At 73.6% G+C, this 15,199-nt stretch carries 14 protein-coding genes, 1 pseudogene and 1 riboswitch; of the genes and pseudogenes, 5 read left to right on the top strand and 10 right to left on the bottom strand.

Annotated features, from left to right (window positions below; all coding sequences use genetic code 11):
• The first annotated feature begins 62 nt into the window (after nucleotides 1–62).
• Both ACFV1W_RS08535 and ACFV1W_RS08530 read left to right on the top strand, forming a co-directional pair.
• The gene (locus ACFV1W_RS08535) at nucleotides 63–1,208 is read left to right on the top strand and encodes a cobalt-precorrin-5B (C(1))-methyltransferase (RefSeq protein ID WP_380414329.1); all 1,146 of its coding nucleotides are present in this window, start codon (nucleotides 63–65) and stop codon (nucleotides 1,206–1,208) included.
• A 177-nt stretch (nucleotides 1,209–1,385) separates the two neighbouring features.
• Nucleotides 1,386–2,915 carry a UDP-N-acetylglucosamine 1-carboxyvinyltransferase gene (locus tag ACFV1W_RS08530; protein WP_380414328.1) on the top strand — a complete coding sequence of 510 codons (1,530 nt, stop codon included), beginning with the start codon at nucleotides 1,386–1,388 and terminating at the stop codon, nucleotides 2,913–2,915.
• Nucleotides 2,916–2,957: 42 nt separating this feature from the next.
• Here ACFV1W_RS08530 and ACFV1W_RS08525 read toward each other — a convergent pair whose 3' ends face one another.
• The 6 genes and pseudogenes from ACFV1W_RS08525 to ACFV1W_RS08500 all read right to left on the bottom strand — a co-directional run bounded on the left by ACFV1W_RS08525 (nucleotide 2,958) and on the right by ACFV1W_RS08500 (nucleotide 7,350).
• On the bottom strand, nucleotides 2,958–3,464 hold the full coding sequence (locus tag ACFV1W_RS08525) for a protein phosphatase (RefSeq protein WP_380414326.1): 507 nt from the start codon (nucleotides 3,462–3,464) through the stop codon (nucleotides 2,958–2,960).
• A 42-nt stretch (nucleotides 3,465–3,506) separates the two neighbouring features.
• Nucleotides 3,507–4,012: pseudogene (locus tag ACFV1W_RS08520) on the bottom strand (DinB family protein).
• A 69-nt stretch (nucleotides 4,013–4,081) separates the two neighbouring features.
• The gene (locus ACFV1W_RS08515) at nucleotides 4,082–4,837 is read right to left on the bottom strand and encodes a cobalt-precorrin-6A reductase (protein ID WP_380414325.1); all 756 of its coding nucleotides are present in this window, start codon (nucleotides 4,835–4,837) and stop codon (nucleotides 4,082–4,084) included.
• Nucleotides 4,834–5,595 (bottom strand): precorrin-4 C(11)-methyltransferase, encoded by a 762-nt coding sequence (gene cobM, locus ACFV1W_RS08510; RefSeq protein ID WP_380414323.1) that lies wholly within the window; start codon nucleotides 5,593–5,595, stop codon nucleotides 4,834–4,836. The genes ACFV1W_RS08515 and cobM overlap by 4 nt, the downstream gene beginning before the upstream one ends.
• Nucleotides 5,592–6,830: a precorrin-6y C5,15-methyltransferase (decarboxylating) subunit CbiE gene (gene cbiE / locus ACFV1W_RS08505; RefSeq protein WP_380414321.1), complete on the bottom strand. Its 1,239-nt coding sequence runs from the start codon at nucleotides 6,828–6,830 to the stop codon at nucleotides 5,592–5,594. The genes cobM and cbiE overlap by 4 nt, the downstream gene beginning before the upstream one ends.
• A 76-nt stretch (nucleotides 6,831–6,906) precedes the next feature.
• Nucleotides 6,907–7,350 carry a gamma-glutamylcyclotransferase family protein gene (locus ACFV1W_RS08500; protein ID WP_380414319.1) on the bottom strand — a complete coding sequence of 148 codons (444 nt, stop codon included), beginning with the start codon at nucleotides 7,348–7,350 and terminating at the stop codon, nucleotides 6,907–6,909.
• A 133-nt stretch (nucleotides 7,351–7,483) separates the two neighbouring features.
• Here ACFV1W_RS08500 and ACFV1W_RS08495 point away from each other — a divergent pair, with 133 nt between their 5' ends.
• A complete protein-coding gene (locus ACFV1W_RS08495; RefSeq protein WP_380414318.1) occupies nucleotides 7,484–8,491 on the top strand; it encodes an EamA family transporter in 1,008 nt (335 codons plus the stop codon).
• 49 nt (nucleotides 8,492–8,540) lie between these two features.
• On the opposite strand, the gene ACFV1W_RS08490 is transcribed toward ACFV1W_RS08495, so the two are convergent.
• Nucleotides 8,541–9,104, bottom strand: coding sequence for an EF-hand domain-containing protein (locus ACFV1W_RS08490; protein WP_380414316.1), 564 nt, complete (start codon nucleotides 9,102–9,104; stop codon nucleotides 8,541–8,543).
• Nucleotides 9,105–9,242: 138 nt separating this feature from the next.
• Nucleotides 9,243–9,644, bottom strand: a complete 402-nt coding sequence (locus tag ACFV1W_RS08485; protein WP_380414438.1) for a cytidine deaminase family protein — start codon at nucleotides 9,642–9,644, stop codon at nucleotides 9,243–9,245.
• Nucleotides 9,645–9,989: 345 nt separating this feature from the next.
• A riboswitch (ZMP/ZTP riboswitch) is annotated at nucleotides 9,990–10,085 on the top strand.
• Between the two features lie 20 nt (nucleotides 10,086–10,105).
• Here ACFV1W_RS08485 and ACFV1W_RS08480 point away from each other — a divergent pair.
• On the top strand, nucleotides 10,106–11,590 hold the full coding sequence (locus ACFV1W_RS08480; protein ID WP_380414315.1) for a glycine hydroxymethyltransferase: 1,485 nt from the start codon (nucleotides 10,106–10,108) through the stop codon (nucleotides 11,588–11,590).
• A gap of 82 nt (nucleotides 11,591–11,672) precedes the next feature.
• On the opposite strand, the gene ACFV1W_RS08475 is transcribed toward ACFV1W_RS08480, so the two are convergent.
• Together ACFV1W_RS08475 and ACFV1W_RS08470 are read right to left on the bottom strand one after the other, a co-directional pair.
• Nucleotides 11,673–13,100 carry an aldehyde dehydrogenase family protein gene (locus ACFV1W_RS08475; RefSeq protein ID WP_380414314.1) on the bottom strand — a complete coding sequence of 476 codons (1,428 nt, stop codon included), beginning with the start codon at nucleotides 13,098–13,100 and terminating at the stop codon, nucleotides 11,673–11,675.
• A gap of 113 nt (nucleotides 13,101–13,213) precedes the next feature.
• The gene (locus tag ACFV1W_RS08470; RefSeq protein WP_380414312.1) at nucleotides 13,214–13,744 is read right to left on the bottom strand and encodes a DUF6624 domain-containing protein; all 531 of its coding nucleotides are present in this window, start codon (nucleotides 13,742–13,744) and stop codon (nucleotides 13,214–13,216) included.
• A gap of 390 nt (nucleotides 13,745–14,134) precedes the next feature.
• Between ACFV1W_RS08470 and ACFV1W_RS08465 the strand changes: the two genes are divergently transcribed.
• Entirely contained in the window at nucleotides 14,135–15,109 is a 975-nt protein-coding gene (locus ACFV1W_RS08465) for a class I SAM-dependent methyltransferase (protein WP_380414311.1), read from the top strand.
• Nucleotides 15,110–15,199: the final 90 nt, after the last annotated feature.

Genomic DNA, 15,199 nt, shown 5'->3' with positions numbered 1-15,199 from the left:
CGCCGACGGGACGAGGGGCGGTGCGCGGGCGCCGCTCCGGCAGCGCGGAAGCGAGGCGCAGGGTGGCCGCAGCGGGAGCCGAGGCGGGGGGCCGGGCCGGTCAGCTGAAGAGCAGCGGGCTGCGGCACGGCTGGACGACTGGCGCCTGCGCCACCGCCGCCGCCAAGGCCGCGTACACCGCACTGCTCACCGGTGAGTTCCCGGACCCGGTCACCATCACCCTCCCCAAGGGCCAGCAGCCCGCCTTCGCGCTGGCCGCCGAGCGGCTGACCGCGGAGGGCGAGCAGCCGGCCAGCGCCATGGCCGGTGTGGTCAAGGACGCCGGCGACGACCCGGACGTGACCCACGGCGCACTGGTCCGCGCTACTGTACGGCCCGGCGAGTCCGGTGCCGGGGTGGTGTTCCGGGCCGGCCCCGGAGTCGGCACGGTCACCAAGGCGGGCCTGCCGCTGGCGGTCGGCGAGCCCGCGATCAACCCGGTGCCTCGGCAGATGATCCGGGACGCCGTGGCCGAGGTGGCGGCGGCGCACGGCGGCAGCGGGGACGTGGTGGTAGAGATCTCGGTGGACCACGGCGAAGAGATCGCCCGCTCGACCTGGAACCCCCGACTCGGCATCCTCGGCGGTCTGTCCGTCCTCGGCACCACCGGGATCGTCGTCCCCTACTCCTGCTCGGCCTGGATCGACTCGATCCGCCGCGGTGTCGACGTGGCCCGGGCGGCCGGTCGTACCCACGTGGCGGGCTGCACCGGTTCGACCTCGGAGAAGGTCGCGGTCGCGGTGCACGGACTGCCCGAGGACGCGCTGCTCGACATGGGCGACTTCGCCGGGGCCGTCCTCAAGTACCTCAAGCGCCACCCGGTGCCCCGGCTGACCATTGCGGGCGGCTTCGCCAAGCTGTCCAAGCTCGCCCACGGCCACCTCGACCTGCACTCGGCGCGCTCCCAGGTGGACAAGGGGTACCTGGCCGAACTGGCCCGGCGCGGTGGAGCGGACGAGGAGCTGGCGGCCGCGGTGGCGGTGGCCAACACCGGGCTGGAGGCGGTGCAGCTGTGCCGGGCGGCCGGGGTGCCGCTCGGGGACCTGGTCGCCGAGGCGGCCCGGGCGACGGCGCTCGGCGTGCTGCTCGGCTCGCCCGTCGCGGTGGACGTCATCTGCATCGACCGGGCCGGCACCATCGTCGGCCGGGCGGAACCGCTCGGCCCCTGAACGGCGTCGAGCCGAGTGTGCCACCCCGCTCGGACCCGAACTCCTCAGGGGAAGCTCAACACTGTCGCGCGGCGATGTGAAGATCTGACGCTCATACGGGGTGAGAAACGGACAAAAGTGGCGCCATACCTGCTTGTGGTTCGAGCCTCATCTCATCCATGAGATATCGTCTGCCGAGTGACAGGCGACTACCTCACCCGTATCGGCACCCTCATCCGTACCGCGCGCCAGCACCGCGGCTGGTCCCAGGCGCAGCTCGGAGAGGCACTCGGCACCAGCCAGAGCGCGGTCAACCGCATCGAACAGGGCAAGCAGAACGTCAGCCTTGAGATGATCGCCCGCATCGGCGAAGCCCTCAACAGCGAGATCGTCTCCCTCGGCTACTCCGGCCCGATGCACCTGCGCGTCACCGGCGGCACCCGTCTCTCCGGAGCCATCGACGTCCGCAGCAGCAAGAACGCCTGCGTGGCGATCCTGTGCGCCTCGCTGCTGACCACCGGCCGCACCACGATCCGCAGCGTCGCCCGGATCGAGGAGGTCTACCGCATCCTTGAGGTGCTGACCAGCATCGGCGTCAAGAGCCGCTGGCTCAACGAGGGCCGCGACCTCGAGCTCACCCCGCCGGCCGAGCTCGACCTCGCCGCGATGGACGTCGAGGCCGCCCGCCGCACCCGCAGCGTGCTGATGTTCCTCGGCCCGCTGATGCACCGTGCCCAGCGCTTCGCCATCCCGTACGCGGGCGGCTGCGACCTCGGCACCCGCACCGTCCAGCCGCACCTGACGGCGCTGCGCCGCTTCGGCCTGGAGGTCGCCACCACCGGCGGCGCCTACCACGCCTCGGTCGAGCCGGGCGTTCCGATGGACCGCCCGATCGTGCTGACCGAGCGCGGGGACACCGTCACCGAGAACGCCCTGCTGGCCGCCGCGCGGCACGACGGCGTCAGCGTCATCCGCAACGCCTCGCCCAACTACATGGTCCAGGACCTCTGCTACTTCCTGGAGAAGCTGGGCGTCAGGATCGAGGGCATCGGCACCACCACGCTGACCGTCCACGGCGTTCCGCAGATCAGCTGCGACGTCGACTACACACCGGCCGAGGACCCGGTGGAGGCGATGAGCCTGCTCGCCGCCGCCGTGGTCACCTCCTCCGAGCTGACGATCCGCCGGGTGCCGATCGAGTTCCTGGAGATCGAGCTCGCGGTGCTGGAGGGCATGGGCCTCGACTACGACCGGACCGCCGAGTACCGGGCCCACAACGGCCGGACCCGCCTGGTCGACCTCACCGTGCGCCCCTCCAAGCTGACCGCGCCGATCGACACCATCCACCCGATGCCGTTCCCCGGCATCAACATCGACAACGTGCCGTTCTTCGCCGCCATCGCCGCGGCCGCCCACGGCACCACGATGATCCACGACTGGGTCTACGACAACCGCGCGATCTACCTCACCGAGCTGACCCGGCTCGGCGCGGACGTCAAGCTGCTCGACCCGCACCGCGTGCTGGTCCAGGGCCCGACCCGCTGGCGCGCCGCCGAGATGATGTGCCCGCCCGCGCTGCGCCCGGCCGTGGTCATCCTGCTCGCGATGCTCGCTGCCCAGGGCACCTCCGTCCTGCGCAACGTCTACGTCATCAACCGCGGCTACGAGGACCTCGCCGAGCGCCTCAACTCGATCGGCGCCCAGATCGAGACCTTCCGCGACATCTGATGGCGAAGTCCGTCTGACGGTGCGATCAGGCCGTCGGCCGGCTCACCCGTTGAGGCCGGTCAGCAGTACCGCCACGTCCAACCCGGTGTTCAGGTAGTCCACGAACACCGGGTTGTTCAGCGCCCAGGGCGAACGCCGCTCCCGCACCAGCCGGACCGCCCCGTCGGTGTCGTGCCCGAGCCCGACCAGCGCCTGCGCCACCACCAGGCCCGAGCGGTTGTAGCCCGAGTGGCAGCGAACCAGCGTCCGGCGGCCCCGGCGTACGGCGGCCGCGGTGAGCCGCGCCGCCTCCTGGACGGCGAGCAGCTGGTCGGGGGAGAGCGGACGGTCGGGTACCTCTCGGACGACGTGCTCCACGCCCGGCGCCGGGCCGTGCCCGGGGAGCGTGAAGAGGCTGACCACGAGGTCGAACTGCCGCCCGACGACGACGGGTTCCAGCTCCCCGCCGGGCGGGGTGTGGTGGTGCCCGCCCATCCAGAGCCCGGGAACGATCTCGTTCCACGGTTCGGACGGTCCCGGTGTCTCGCGGTCCTTCTGACGGGTTCGCACCCTGCTCCCTCCGGGTCGGCCGCCCCCGCGCCGGCGCGGCCGCTACTCGCCGGTGCTGCCGTCGGGGTGCTCGCGCAGGAGGTCGGCGTGGCCGTTGTGGCGGGCGTACTCCTCGATCATGTGGGTGAGGATCCAGCGCAGCGAGAAGACCTCCTCGCCGTAGCGGCCCTGGACGTCCAACGACGGTGCGGCGGCGACGAGTTCCCGCGCGTGATCGCACTCTCGGCGCCAGAGGGCGTAGGCCCCCTCCGGGTCGGCGGTCTCGACGTCGAACTCGGCGAAGGTGCCGTCCGGGTTCTTCCAGAAGCCGGGCCGGCCCTCGCCGTCGAGGACGTTGCGGAACCAGCTGCGCGCTCCACCTCGGCGAGGTGTCGGACCAGTCCGAGCAGGGAGAGCCCGGAGGGTTCCAGCACCCGGGTGCGGAGCTGCTCGGCGGTCAGGCCGGCGCACTTCATCGCCAGGGTGTCGCGCTGGTGGTCCAGGAAGCTTGCCAGGGTGGCGCGTTCATCGGCGGTCTGCAGGGTGACGGTGCGCTGATCATCAGTCATGGGCCCCATCCTGGCCGCCCGGCGGGCGCGGCGCTCGACGGATTCCACGGACCGGACCCGCCCCTGGACTCAGACCGTCCGCTCCAGCCAGCGCACCGCGCCCCCCACGTCCGCCGCGACAGGTACGCCCTCCGGCACCGGCGGGCGCACCACCACGACCACGGACAGGCCGAGTTCGCGGGCCGCGGTGAGCTTGGGCGCGGTCGCGGCGCCCCCGCTGTCCTTGGTGACGACCACGTCGATCCGGTGGTCGCGCAGCAGCGCCCGTTCGCCGTCGAGGGTGAACGGGCCGCGGTCCAGCAGGACTTCGATCGAGGACGGCACCGGCGGCTCCGGTGGGTCCACCGAGCGGGCGAGGAAGTGCAGGCCGTCCAGGTGGGCGAAGGCGCCGATGCCCTGCCGGCCGGAGCTGAGGAAGACGCGCCGCCCGAGGCCGGGCAGCAGCTCGGCGGCGGCCGTGAGCGAGGGCACGGGGTGCCAGCGGTCCCCGGGGACGGGCGCGAAGCCGGGGCGGCGCAGCACCAGCAGCGGCACGCCGGTGGCGGCGGCCGCGAGGGCGGCGTTGCGGGACATCCCGGCGGCGAACGGGTGGGTGGCGTCCACGACGGCGGTCACCCCTTCAGCTCGCAGCCAGGCGGCCAGCCCGTCCGGGCCGCCGAAGCCGCCGATCCGCACCTGCCCGGCGGGCAGCCGGGGGTGGGCGACGCGTCCGGCCAGCGAGCTGGTGACCCGCAGGGACGGACGGCCGTCCAGCGCCGCCGCCAGCGCCCGCCCCTCCGTCGTCCCGCCGAGGACCAGGACGTGGGCGGGGGCCTCCCCGGTCATGCGCCGCAGGGCTCGTGCGGGCGCTCGCGGTCCGCCGAGTAGAGGTGGCTGTCGCGGAACTGCTCGGCGGCGAGCGTGCGGCCGACGATGATGACGGCGGTGCGCACCACGCCCGCCTCCTTGACCTGCCCGGCGATGTCGGCGAGCGTGCCGCGCAGCACCAGCTCGTCGGGGCGGCTCGCCATCGCGACCACGGCGGCCGGGCAGTCCGCGCCGTAGTGCGGGAGCAGCTGCTCCACCACGTCGTCCACGTAGCCGGCGGCCAGGTGCAGCACCAGCAGGGCGCCGCTGCGGCCGAGGGTGGCGAGGTCCTCGCCCTCGGGCATCGGGGTGGCCCGCTTGGCGATCCGGGTCAGGATGACGGTCTGGCCGACGGTCGGCACCGTCAACTCCCGCTTCAGCGCGGCCGCGGCGGCGGCGAAGGCGGGCACGCCGGGGACGACCTCGTACGGGACGCCGGCCGCGTCCAGGCGGCGCATCTGCTCGGCGACGGCGGAGAAGACGGACGGGTCGCCGGAGTGAAGCCGGGCCACGTCCTGGCCCGCCCGGTGTGCGGCGACCAGCTCGGCGGTGATCCGGTCCAGGTCGAGCTGGGCGGTGTCGATCAGGCGGGCGCCGGGCGGGCACTCCTCCAGCAGCTCGCGCGGGACGAGGCTGCCGGCGTAGAGGCAGACCTCGGCGCGGGCCAGGACGCGCTGGCCGCGCAGGGTGATCAGGTCGGCGGCGCCCGGGCCGGCTCCGATGAAGTAGACGGTCACGAGGCGTCCTCCTGGGGAATGTCGGGCTTGACGGCGGACCACTGGGTGACCGGCATGGCGTGCCGCCACCCGGTGAAGCCGCCCACCGGGACGGCGTGGGCGACGGCCAGCTTGACCAGTTCCCCGCCGTGGCGCCGGTACCACTCGGTGAGCAGCGCCTCGGACTCCAGCGTCACGGTGTTGGCGACCAGTCGCCCACCGGGGCGCAGCGCGCCCCAGCAACGGTCCAGCAGGCCGCGCGCGGTGAGCCCGCCACCGATGAACACGGCGTCGGGGGTGGGGAGGTCGGCGAGCGCGGCGGGGGCCGGCCCGGTCACCACCCGGAGCCGGGGCACGCCCAGCGCGGCGGCGTTGCGGGCGATCCGCTCGGCCCGGACGGGATCGCGCTCGACGCTGACCGCCCGGCAGTCCCGGTGGGCGCGCAGCCATTCGACGGCGATCGAGCCGGAGCCGCCGCCGACGTCCCAGAGCAGTTCGCCGGGGGAGGGGGCGAGGACGGCCAGGGTGGCGGCGCGGACGTGCCGCTTGGTGAGCTGGCCGTCGCTCTCGTACGCGGCGTCGGGCAGACCGGGGACGAGGGAGCCGCGCGGGCCCTCGCCGAGTTCGACGGCGACGAGGTTCAGCGGGTCGCCGGGCGGGTGCGGCCAGTCGTCGGCGCGGCCGTCGAGGCGGCGCTCGCCGGGGGAGCCGAGCTGTTCCAGCACGTGCAGTCGGGCTGCACCGAAGCCGCGTTCGGTGAGCAGCGCGGCGACGGCGGCCGGGGTGGCGGCGTCGGCGCTGAGCACCAGCAGGCGGCGCCCGGGGTTCAGGGCGAGCGTGAGGGTGTCCAGCGGCCGGCCGACCAGGCTGACCACCTCGGTGGCCTCCAGCGGCCAGCCGAGCCGGCCGCAGGCGTAGGACACCGAGGACGGGTGCGGGAGCACGCGAAGCCGTTCGGCGCCGACGGTCTCCGCGAGGGTGCGGCCGATGCCGAAGAACATCGGGTCGCCGCTGGCCAGGACGGCGAGGCTGCGCCCGGAGTGGTCGGCGAGCAGCCCGGGGACGGCCGGGCGCAGCGGGGACGGCCAGGCGACGCGCTCGGCGGCGACCTCGTCGTGGGGGAGCAGCTCCAGCTGCCGGGGGCCGCCGATGACCACCTCGGCGGACCGCAGCGCGGCCCGGGAGCCGGCGGCGAGGCCGGGCCAGCCGTCGGCCCCGATCCCGACGACGGTGATCGGAGGTGGCAGCTCGGGCACCGGGTGGCTCCTCGTCGTTCGTTCCTGCTGGCCGGGGCAGCCTACCTGGCGGTATCCGGGCCGGAACCGGCCGCCCTCACCTGTCCGTCCAGTCCCCCGAGGCGATCAGCGCCGGCCGTGCCCGCAGCCGTGCCGCGGCCGCCGGGCCGGCGAGGTACACCCAGGCCTCGCGCCGCTCGCCCGCCGCCGTCCGCACCGCCATGCGGCGCCGCAGGTAGAGCCCCGTCCCGTCCGCCCGGCAGTCCTCCAGCCGGTCGAGGTCGGCGAGCACTCCGGCGTACGCACCCGGGCGCACGATGACCAGCTCACCCACGATCCGGCGCCCGGGCGTCGGGTCCGGCACCGCGTACGGGTAGCCGGGTCCGTCGTGCAGGGCGGCGCCGTCCAGCACGGCCGGCAGGATCCCGGCGCAGCGTCCGGCCAGGTGGACGGCGTGGTTGCGGCCGCCGCTGCGCAGGGTGCCGTACACGAAGAACGGCAGCGCGGCCTCGGCCGGTGGGGCCTGCTCGGACGCGGACACGGGTTCGACCTCCTCGCTGGGGGAGCGCCAACGGTACGTTCCGCTGACCGATCCGTGATACCCACTGGCGCGGTGGGCCGCCGATGCGCTGTCATGTCGGGTGTTCAGCCAGCACCGTCCTAGGGGGACACACATGACATCGCCCGCCACCCCACAACCGGCGACGACGCCCGGCAGCGGCACCTCCGCCACCCCTTCGACTTCCTCCGCCCGCACCTCCACCCGGCTCTCCGGCGCCGTCTGGCTCGCCCTCGCGGTGGTCTACGTGGTCTGGGGCTCGACCTACCTCGCGATCCGGATCGCGGTCGAGACGATGCCCTCGTTCTTCTCCGCGGCCGCCCGCTTCCTGACCGCCGGCCTGCTGCTGGTCGGCTACCTGCTGGTCCGTCAGGGCCCCGCCGGGCTGCGGGTGAGCGGGCGGCAGCTGGCCTCGGCCGCCCTGGTCGGGCTGCTGCTGCTGACCGGCGGCAACGGTCTGGTGGTGCTCGGCGAGACCTCCGTCCCGTCCGGACTGGCCGCCCTGCTGGTGGCCGCCGTTCCGCTGTGGATGGTCGTGCTGACGGCCGTCGGCGGCGGCGAGCGCCCCAAGCGCGCCGAACTCGCCGGAGTGCTGCTGGGGCTGGTCGGCCTCGGTGTGCTGTCCGCCCCGGCGATCGGCGGGTCGGTGGAGCCGCTGGGCGTGGTCCTGGTCATCTGCGCCACGCTGGCCTGGGCGGCGGGCTCCTTCGCGAGCAAGAAGATCCCGATGCCGGGCAACGTGCTCGCCGCGAGCGCCTACCAGATGCTGGCGGGCGGCCTGTGCAACGTGCTGATCGGACTGGCCCGGGGCGAGCAGCACGGGCTGGACCTCGGGGCCGTCTCGGGTCGGTCCTGGCTGGCCCTCGCCTACCTGGTGCTGTTCGGCTCGCTGCTGGCCTTCACCGCGTACTCCTGGCTGCTGCAGTCGGCGCCGCTGACCCTGGTCGCCACCTACGCGTACGTCAACCCGGTGGTCGCGGTGCTGCTGGGCTGGCTGATCCTGGCCGAGCCGCTGACCGGCCCGACGCTGGCGGGCGGGGCGATCGTGGTGGTCGGCGTCTGTCTGGTGGTCAGCGTCAGCCGGCGGCCGGGGAGTCCGTCGAAGGGCCTCCGCCGGCCCTGAACGGATCGGCGGAAGCCTCCGGTGGCCGGCCCGTGCGTTCGAGGGCGGATCAGAGCGCGTGGGGCGGTTTCCCCGCCCACCAGTTGCCCGGCGCCTCCGGGTCGCGGCTGGTCCAGTACTCGATGATCGCGCTGGTGAACTCGGCCGCCGACAGCGTCCCGTCCCCGTCCAGGTCGAGGTGGCGGAAGGCCTCGTCGGCGTCGTCGCGGCAGAGCCCGGCGAAGTGGCCGCGCTGGAACACGAAGAACTCGCCGGCGTCCACCGTCCCGCTGCGGTCGGCGTCGGCGACGGCGAGGAAGGACTCGGCCAGGGCGCCGAGGATCTCCCGGGCGGTCTCCGGGTCGTCGGCGAGCGCGCCGGTCGAGGCGACGAACTGCTCGCGGGTGATCGCCTCCGTCCCGGCGGGCTTCCCGGCGAGGTGGAGGTCGTGCCAGACGGTCAGGTAGGCGCGGACGATCACGGCCTCCGCCTCCGAGCCCTCCTGGTGGCCGAGCGAGCGGGCCACCGAGTGGCCCATCAGCACGTGGTCCCGCTCGGTGAGGAGCCCGTCCCCGTCGGTGTCGAGGTGGTCGAAGCCGTGATTGATCTTTGCGATGAGCAGGTCGTCCGACAATGTGCCCCCTCCGGTGGCGATCCCGCGGCTCGGCAGGGCCGCGGCACGTTGAGCGACGTCACGTCGCCAGCACGCTAACGCCTGGAGCCGCGCTCGCGCAGCCGAACGAAGGGCGAACGGCGGCGCACGGCCGCGCGCTCAGTCCACCTGGTGATCGGCCCAGACGTACGCCGCGGGCAGCAGCTCCCGCACCGGAACGGTGCGCAGCTCAGCGCCCCGACCGACGATGACGCCCAGGTCCGGGAAGTAGTCGAGCAGGACCTGACGGCAGCGCCCGCACGGCGGTACCACCCCGCGCTCGCGGTCGCCGACCGCCACCACCGTGGTGAGCTCGTACGCTCCCTGGCCGGCGGCCGCCCCGATCAGCACCAGCTCCGCGCACGGACCGCCGGTGAAGTGGTAGGCGTTCAGCGCCGTGACGATCCGCCCGTCGGCGCTGCGCCCGGCCGCCGCGACGGTGTGGTTGTCGCCCCGCGCGTACCGCCGGGCCACGTCCAGGGCCGCGGCGACCAACTCCTGGTCGACGGCCCCGGGCTCCATGCCGGACACGATCGCTGGTCCTTCCTGTCGGACGTCGGAAGCCCTCCGATCATGACCGCTCCGCCCGCCGGGAGGCCAACCGTTTCCGCCGGCCGTCCCGGAGTCGGACTTGCGACTCCGGGGGCCTCCCGGTGTCCGTCCGAGCGACATCAGGCCGGATGCGTCCGGGATTCCGCGGATCCCCGGAAGGCGCACCGGAGGAATTCCCGCCGGACCGTTCAGGCATTGTGGCGGCTTCACTTCCCCAACACGGCCGTCGCAGAGGCACGGACACGTCCCGCGAACCGGGCAGCCCGTCCCGCATTCTGAGACCTCCGCCACAGCCCCCGGGGTGTTGGTACGATCCCGGTGGACCGCGACTGGCGCGTAGGGATGGAATCGACCATCGGGAAGCGGTCCCGTGGATCCTCACGTCGGTTGCCGAGCGCCTGGGCCGCCCGCATCCCCACCAGGAGACCGACATGGCCCAGCCCGAGCAGCCCCAGCAGACCACCGCGCAGCCGCACACCGCCGCGAGCCCCGCCGCCGACACCGCCTTCCGCAGCGCCCTGGACGTCGTGGCCGGCGTCGAGCCGCGGATCGCCGCCGCCATCGGCCAGGAGCTGGAGGACCAGCGCGCCTCGCTCAAGCTGATCGCCAGCGAGAACTACGCCTCCCCGGCCGTCCTGCTCGCCATGGGCAACTGGTTCAGCGACAAGTACGCCGAGGGTACCGTCGGCCGCCGCTTCTACGCGGGCTGCCGCAACGTCGACACCGTCGAGGCGCTCGCCGCCGAGCACGCCCGCGAGCTGTTCGGCGCCGAACACGCCTACGTCCAGCCGCACTCGGGCATCGACGCCAACCTCACCGCCTTCTGGGCCGTCCTCTCCCAGCGGGTCGAGAGCCCGGCCCTGGAGCGCGCCGAGGTGCGCAACGTCAACGACCTCACCGAGCAGGACTGGGCCCAGCTGCGCCAGGAGCTCGGCAACCAGCGCATGCTGGGCATGTCCCTGGACACCGGCGGCCACCTCACCCACGGCTTCCGGCCCAACATCTCGGGCAAGATGTTCGAGCAGCGCAGCTACGGCACCGACCCGGAAACCGGCCTGATCGACTACGACGCGCTGCGCGAGACCGCCCGTGAGTTCCGCCCGCTGATCCTGGTGGCCGGCTACTCCGCCTACACGCGGCTGGTCGACTTCCGCAAGATGCGCGAGATCGCCGACGAGGTGGGCGCGACCCTCATGGTCGACATGGCGCACTTCGCCGGCCTGGTCGCGGGCAAGGTGCTGACCGGTGACCACGACCCGGTGCCGCACGCCCACATCGTCACCACCACCACCCACAAGTCGCTGCGCGGCCCGCGCGGCGGCATGGTGCTCAGCAACGCCGAGCTGGCCGAACACGTCGACCGCGGCTGCCCGTTGGTGCTCGGCGGCCCGCTCTCGCACGTCATGGCCGCCAAGGCCGTCGCCCTCGCCGAGGCCCGCCGCCCCGAGTTCCGGGCCTACGCCCGCGCCGTGGTCGACAACGCCCAGGCGCTCGCCGAGGGCCTGCTGCGCCGCGGCGGCAAGCTGGTCACCGGCGGCACCGACAACCACCTGGTGCTCGCCGACGTCTCCGGTTACGGTCTGACGGGACGTCAGGCCGAGGCCGCACTGCTCGACTCGGGCATCGTCACCAACCGCAACTCCGTCCCCCGGGATCCGAACGGCGCCTGGTACACCTCCGGCGTCCGGCTCGGCACCCCGGCACTCACCACCCGTGGCCTGGGCATCGCTGAGATGGACGAGATCGCCGCCCTGATCGACACCGTCCTGCGCGGCACCACCCCCACCACCGCTGCCAACGGCGCTCCCTCCAAGGCGAACTACGCCCTCGACGAGTCCCTGCGCGACGGCATCGCCAAGCGCGCCGCCGACCTCCTCGCGCCCTTCCCGCTCTACCCGGGCGTCGACCTGGTCTGACCTGCGCAAGCCCGGTCCGGAACCGGGCTGACCACAACCCGGGGCCGCCGAAGATCAGTTCGGCGGCCCCGGGCCAATCCGGCTAGTACTGCAGCGACTTGTACTGCAGGAACTCCTCCAGCCCGTGCCGGCCCAGTTCGCGGCCGAGCCCGGAGGCCTTGTAACCGCCGAACGGTGCCAGCGGGTTGAAGCGCCCGCCGTTCAGGTCGACCTGGCCGGTGTCGAGCCGGCGCGCGAAGGCGGCGGCGGTGTCCGTGTTCGCCGCCCAGACGCCACCCGCCAGGCCGTAGGCCGTGCCGTTGGCGATCTCGACCGCGTGGTCCTCGTCCCGGTAGGGGAGGACGGTCAGCACCGGGCCGAAGACCTCCTCCTGGGCCACCGCCATGTCCGGGGTGACGTCGGCGAGCACGGTCGGGCGGACGTAGAAGCCGGTGGGGAGCTCGGGCAGCGGCTCGGGACCGCCGGCCACCAGCCGGGCGCCCTCGGCAAGCGCGCCCTCCAGGAAGCCGCGCACCCGGTCCAGCTGCTTGGCGTTGACCAACGGGCCGATCCGGGTCTGCGGGTCGGTCGGATCGCCCGGAACGTACTTCTCGGCGGCCTTGGCGGCGATCGCGACCGCCTCCTCGTACTGGTCCCGGTGCACCAGCAGCCGGGTCCACGCGCTGCACGTCTGGCCCGAATTGGCGAAGACGTTGGCGACGTTGACGTTCACGGCACGGGTCAGGTCGGCGCCCGGCAGCACCACGTTGGCGGACTTGCCGCCCAGCTCCAGGGCGACCCGCTTCAGCCCGCGGCCGGCCGCCTCGGCGACCTGCCGGCCGACCGCGGTGGAGCCGGTGAACGACACCACGTCCACCTCCGGGTGGGCGGCGAGTACCGCTCCCGCCACCCCACCGGTGCCGGTCACCAGGTTGAACACCCCGGCCGGGAAGCCCGCTTCGTGCACCAGCCGGGCGAACAGCCGGGCCACCAGCGGAGTGTCCTCGGCCGGCTTCAGCACCACCGGGCAGCCGGCCGCCAGGGCCGGGACGACCTTGGCCGTGATCTGGTGCAGCGGGTAGTTCCACGGCGTGATCGCCGCGACCACTCCGGCCGGCTCGGCGAGCACCACCGAGTTGCCGATCCGCTCCTCGAAGGGGTGCTCGGCCAGCAGGCTCAGGTAGGAGGTCGCCACGGTCAGCGGCAGCCCGGCGTGCACGGCCCCGGCGAAGCCGACCGGGGCTCCCAGTTCGGCGACCACGGTGGAGGTGATCTCGCCCTGGGCGGCGGCGATCCCGTCCCGAAGCCGGGTCAGCAGCGCGATCCGCTCCTCGCGGGTGGTGGCGGCCCAGCCCGGGGCCGCCCGGCGGGCCGCCGCCACCGCGGCGTCGACATCGGCCGCCCCGCCCGCCGGTACGGTGGCGAGCACCCGCTCGGTGGCCGGGTTCAGCACGGTGATGGATCCGGAGTCCCCGGAGGGCCGCCAGGCGCCGTCGATGTACTGGTCGCCGTACTCCGAGTACTCCTGCACGGGTCGTCCTTTCAGCTGGTCGGCCGCATCGATCAACAGCGCTAGTCAGGAGCTCAGTCAAGGCGGCCGGACGGCCGCGCGCAAGAGCCGATCCCGTCGTGTGGACCGGCCGGTCACCTCGGGGCGAACCGCGCGGTGTACTCGTCGAACGGTTCGATCCCCACCTGTGCGCGGCGTTCGTCCAGCCGCTCCGGGTCCTCGCACGGCCACGGCACCGGGCGACCGTCCGTCACCGCGCCGATCTGGGTGCCGTACCGCTGCTCGCGCCCCTCGTTGACGGCCAGCCGGTCCTGGAGGAAGGCCAGGTCCCGGGCGCTCGCCGCGCCGACCGCCACGGCCGCCGCCATCAGCTCCACCGCCCGCCGCTGGACGTCCAGTTGACGGTCGGCGTGCTGGGCGACCAGCCAGGCCGCCCGGGCGGCATCGGGGCCGAAGGCCTGCTCGGTGGGCCAGCCATGCTCCGCCATGATCTCCGAAAGCCGGTCCCCGTGCCGCGTGGTGAGCCGTCGCCAGACGGCCTGTTCGGCGAGGTCGGGGCTGTGCGCCAGCCGTGCGGCCGCGTTGTCCTCGGCCATCATCGCCACCAACTCGGCGGTCGGCGACAGTTCCTGAGTAGCCGTCCGGTCACGCTGTGCTTCGGTCATGTCGATCCGCTCCGTGCGTCCGGGCCCGTCGTCCGGGCCGCCCGCCACCACGCTAGGGGCGGAAGCTGCGACGAAGATCATCCCCGAGGCCGGTGACACGGGGCCGTCGAGCGGGACACAATTGGACGTAGCCCGCCCGCCAGTCCGTGTTCACCTCCGGTTGCGAAGGGCGAAGTTCCACATTCCGGGAATTCGGCACCCGAAAGCTCTCCTCATCGCCCCGGTACTCGCTGTAGATTGCAGCGCACTCCGTGGTGGGGCCTACTGTCGGTGGGGATCGACTCGCGTACGGCCGGGTGGCCCGGCCGTCCCCGGGGCCGGGCAGGGCCGCCACCGCGCCGAGACGTGGCTCAGCACCCCCAGGTCATCCGTACCGCTAAGGAGCATCCCGTGACCGACACCGCGTTGCAGGGCGAATCGCAGCAGCCCGGCGAACCGGCCGTGTTGGAGGACGTCCCGGGCTGGTTCTGGGACCACGACCGGCACTCCTTCGAGTGGTTCCTCGACCGGCAGACCGAGTGGGGCGTGACCGGCGACCTGCTGGAGATGGGCGCCTACCTCGGCCGCAGCGCGATCGTGATCGGCGAACACCTCCGGCCCGGCGAGACCTTCACCGTCTGCGACCTGTTCGACTCGGACGCGCCGGACGCGGAGAACTCCAGCGAGATGGACATCTCCTACCGGAAGACGCTGACCCGGTCGGCCTTCGAGGCCAACTACCTGTCCTTTCACGACGAGCTGCCGGACATCATCCAGGCGCCGACCTCCGTGCTGGCCGGCGGACGGCTCCCGGCCGGCGCCCACCGCTTCGTCCACATCGACGCCTCGCACCTCTACGAGCACGTGGTGGGCGACCTCCAGGTGGCCCGGGTCGCGCTGCAGGACCAGGGCGTCGTGGTGCTGGACGACTACCGGGCCCAGCACACCCCGGGCGTCGCGGCCGCGACCTGGGAGGCGGTGTTCAACCACGGCCTCAAACCGATCATGCTCACCGAGTGCAAGTTCTACGGCACCTGGGGGGACCCGGAGCCGTTCCAGCGCGACCTGCTCGACCGGGTGGGCCTCGCGTCCGGCTGCCACCTCAGCACCGAGACCCTGAACGGTCGGCAGCTGCTGCGGATGACCGGCAGCTCGGAGGGCATCCGGCCGTTCCGCGCCTCCCGCCACCGGCAGCGCGCCGCCGCCCAACCGTCGGCGTCCCGCGACTCGCTCCGCGCCGCCCAGGACGAGGCGGCGCTCGACCTCGCGGTCCGTCGTGCCCGCGCCGCCGAGGCGCGCCGCCCGGTCAACGTCGCCAAGCGCGCGGCGAAGGACCTCCTCCCGCCGGTCGTCACCTCCGCCATCCGCCGCGCCCGCCGCGGCTGACCGGCCTGCGGGTGCGGCGGGCGAACAGCCGGCCGCCGAACGCGCACAGACGGCAGCGAACAGCTGACGGAAAACAGCTGACAGATTTCA

The sequence above is a fragment of the Kitasatospora sp. NPDC059648 genome, from assembly GCF_042734825.1.
Classification (GTDB): domain Bacteria; phylum Actinomycetota; class Actinomycetes; order Streptomycetales; family Streptomycetaceae; genus Kitasatospora.
This window is presented reverse-complemented; position numbering and strand designations above follow the sequence as displayed.

Excerpts from the sequence above, each read along its gene's own strand:
- ACFV1W_RS08515 (WP_380414325.1), bottom strand. The coding sequence starts at position 4,837 with ATGACCGGGGAGGCCCCCGCCCACGTCCTGGTCCTCGGCGGGACGACG.
- ACFV1W_RS08480 (WP_380414315.1), top strand. The coding sequence starts at position 10,106 with ATGGCCCAGCCCGAGCAGCCCCAGCAGACCACCGCGCAGCCGCACACC.
- ACFV1W_RS08485 (WP_380414438.1), bottom strand. The coding sequence starts at position 9,644 with ATGGAGCCCGGGGCCGTCGACCAGGAGTTGGTCGCCGCGGCCCTGGAC.
- ACFV1W_RS08470 (WP_380414312.1), bottom strand. The coding sequence starts at position 13,744 with ATGACCGAAGCACAGCGTGACCGGACGGCTACTCAGGAACTGTCGCCG.
- ACFV1W_RS08495 (WP_380414318.1), top strand. The coding sequence starts at position 7,484 with ATGACATCGCCCGCCACCCCACAACCGGCGACGACGCCCGGCAGCGGC.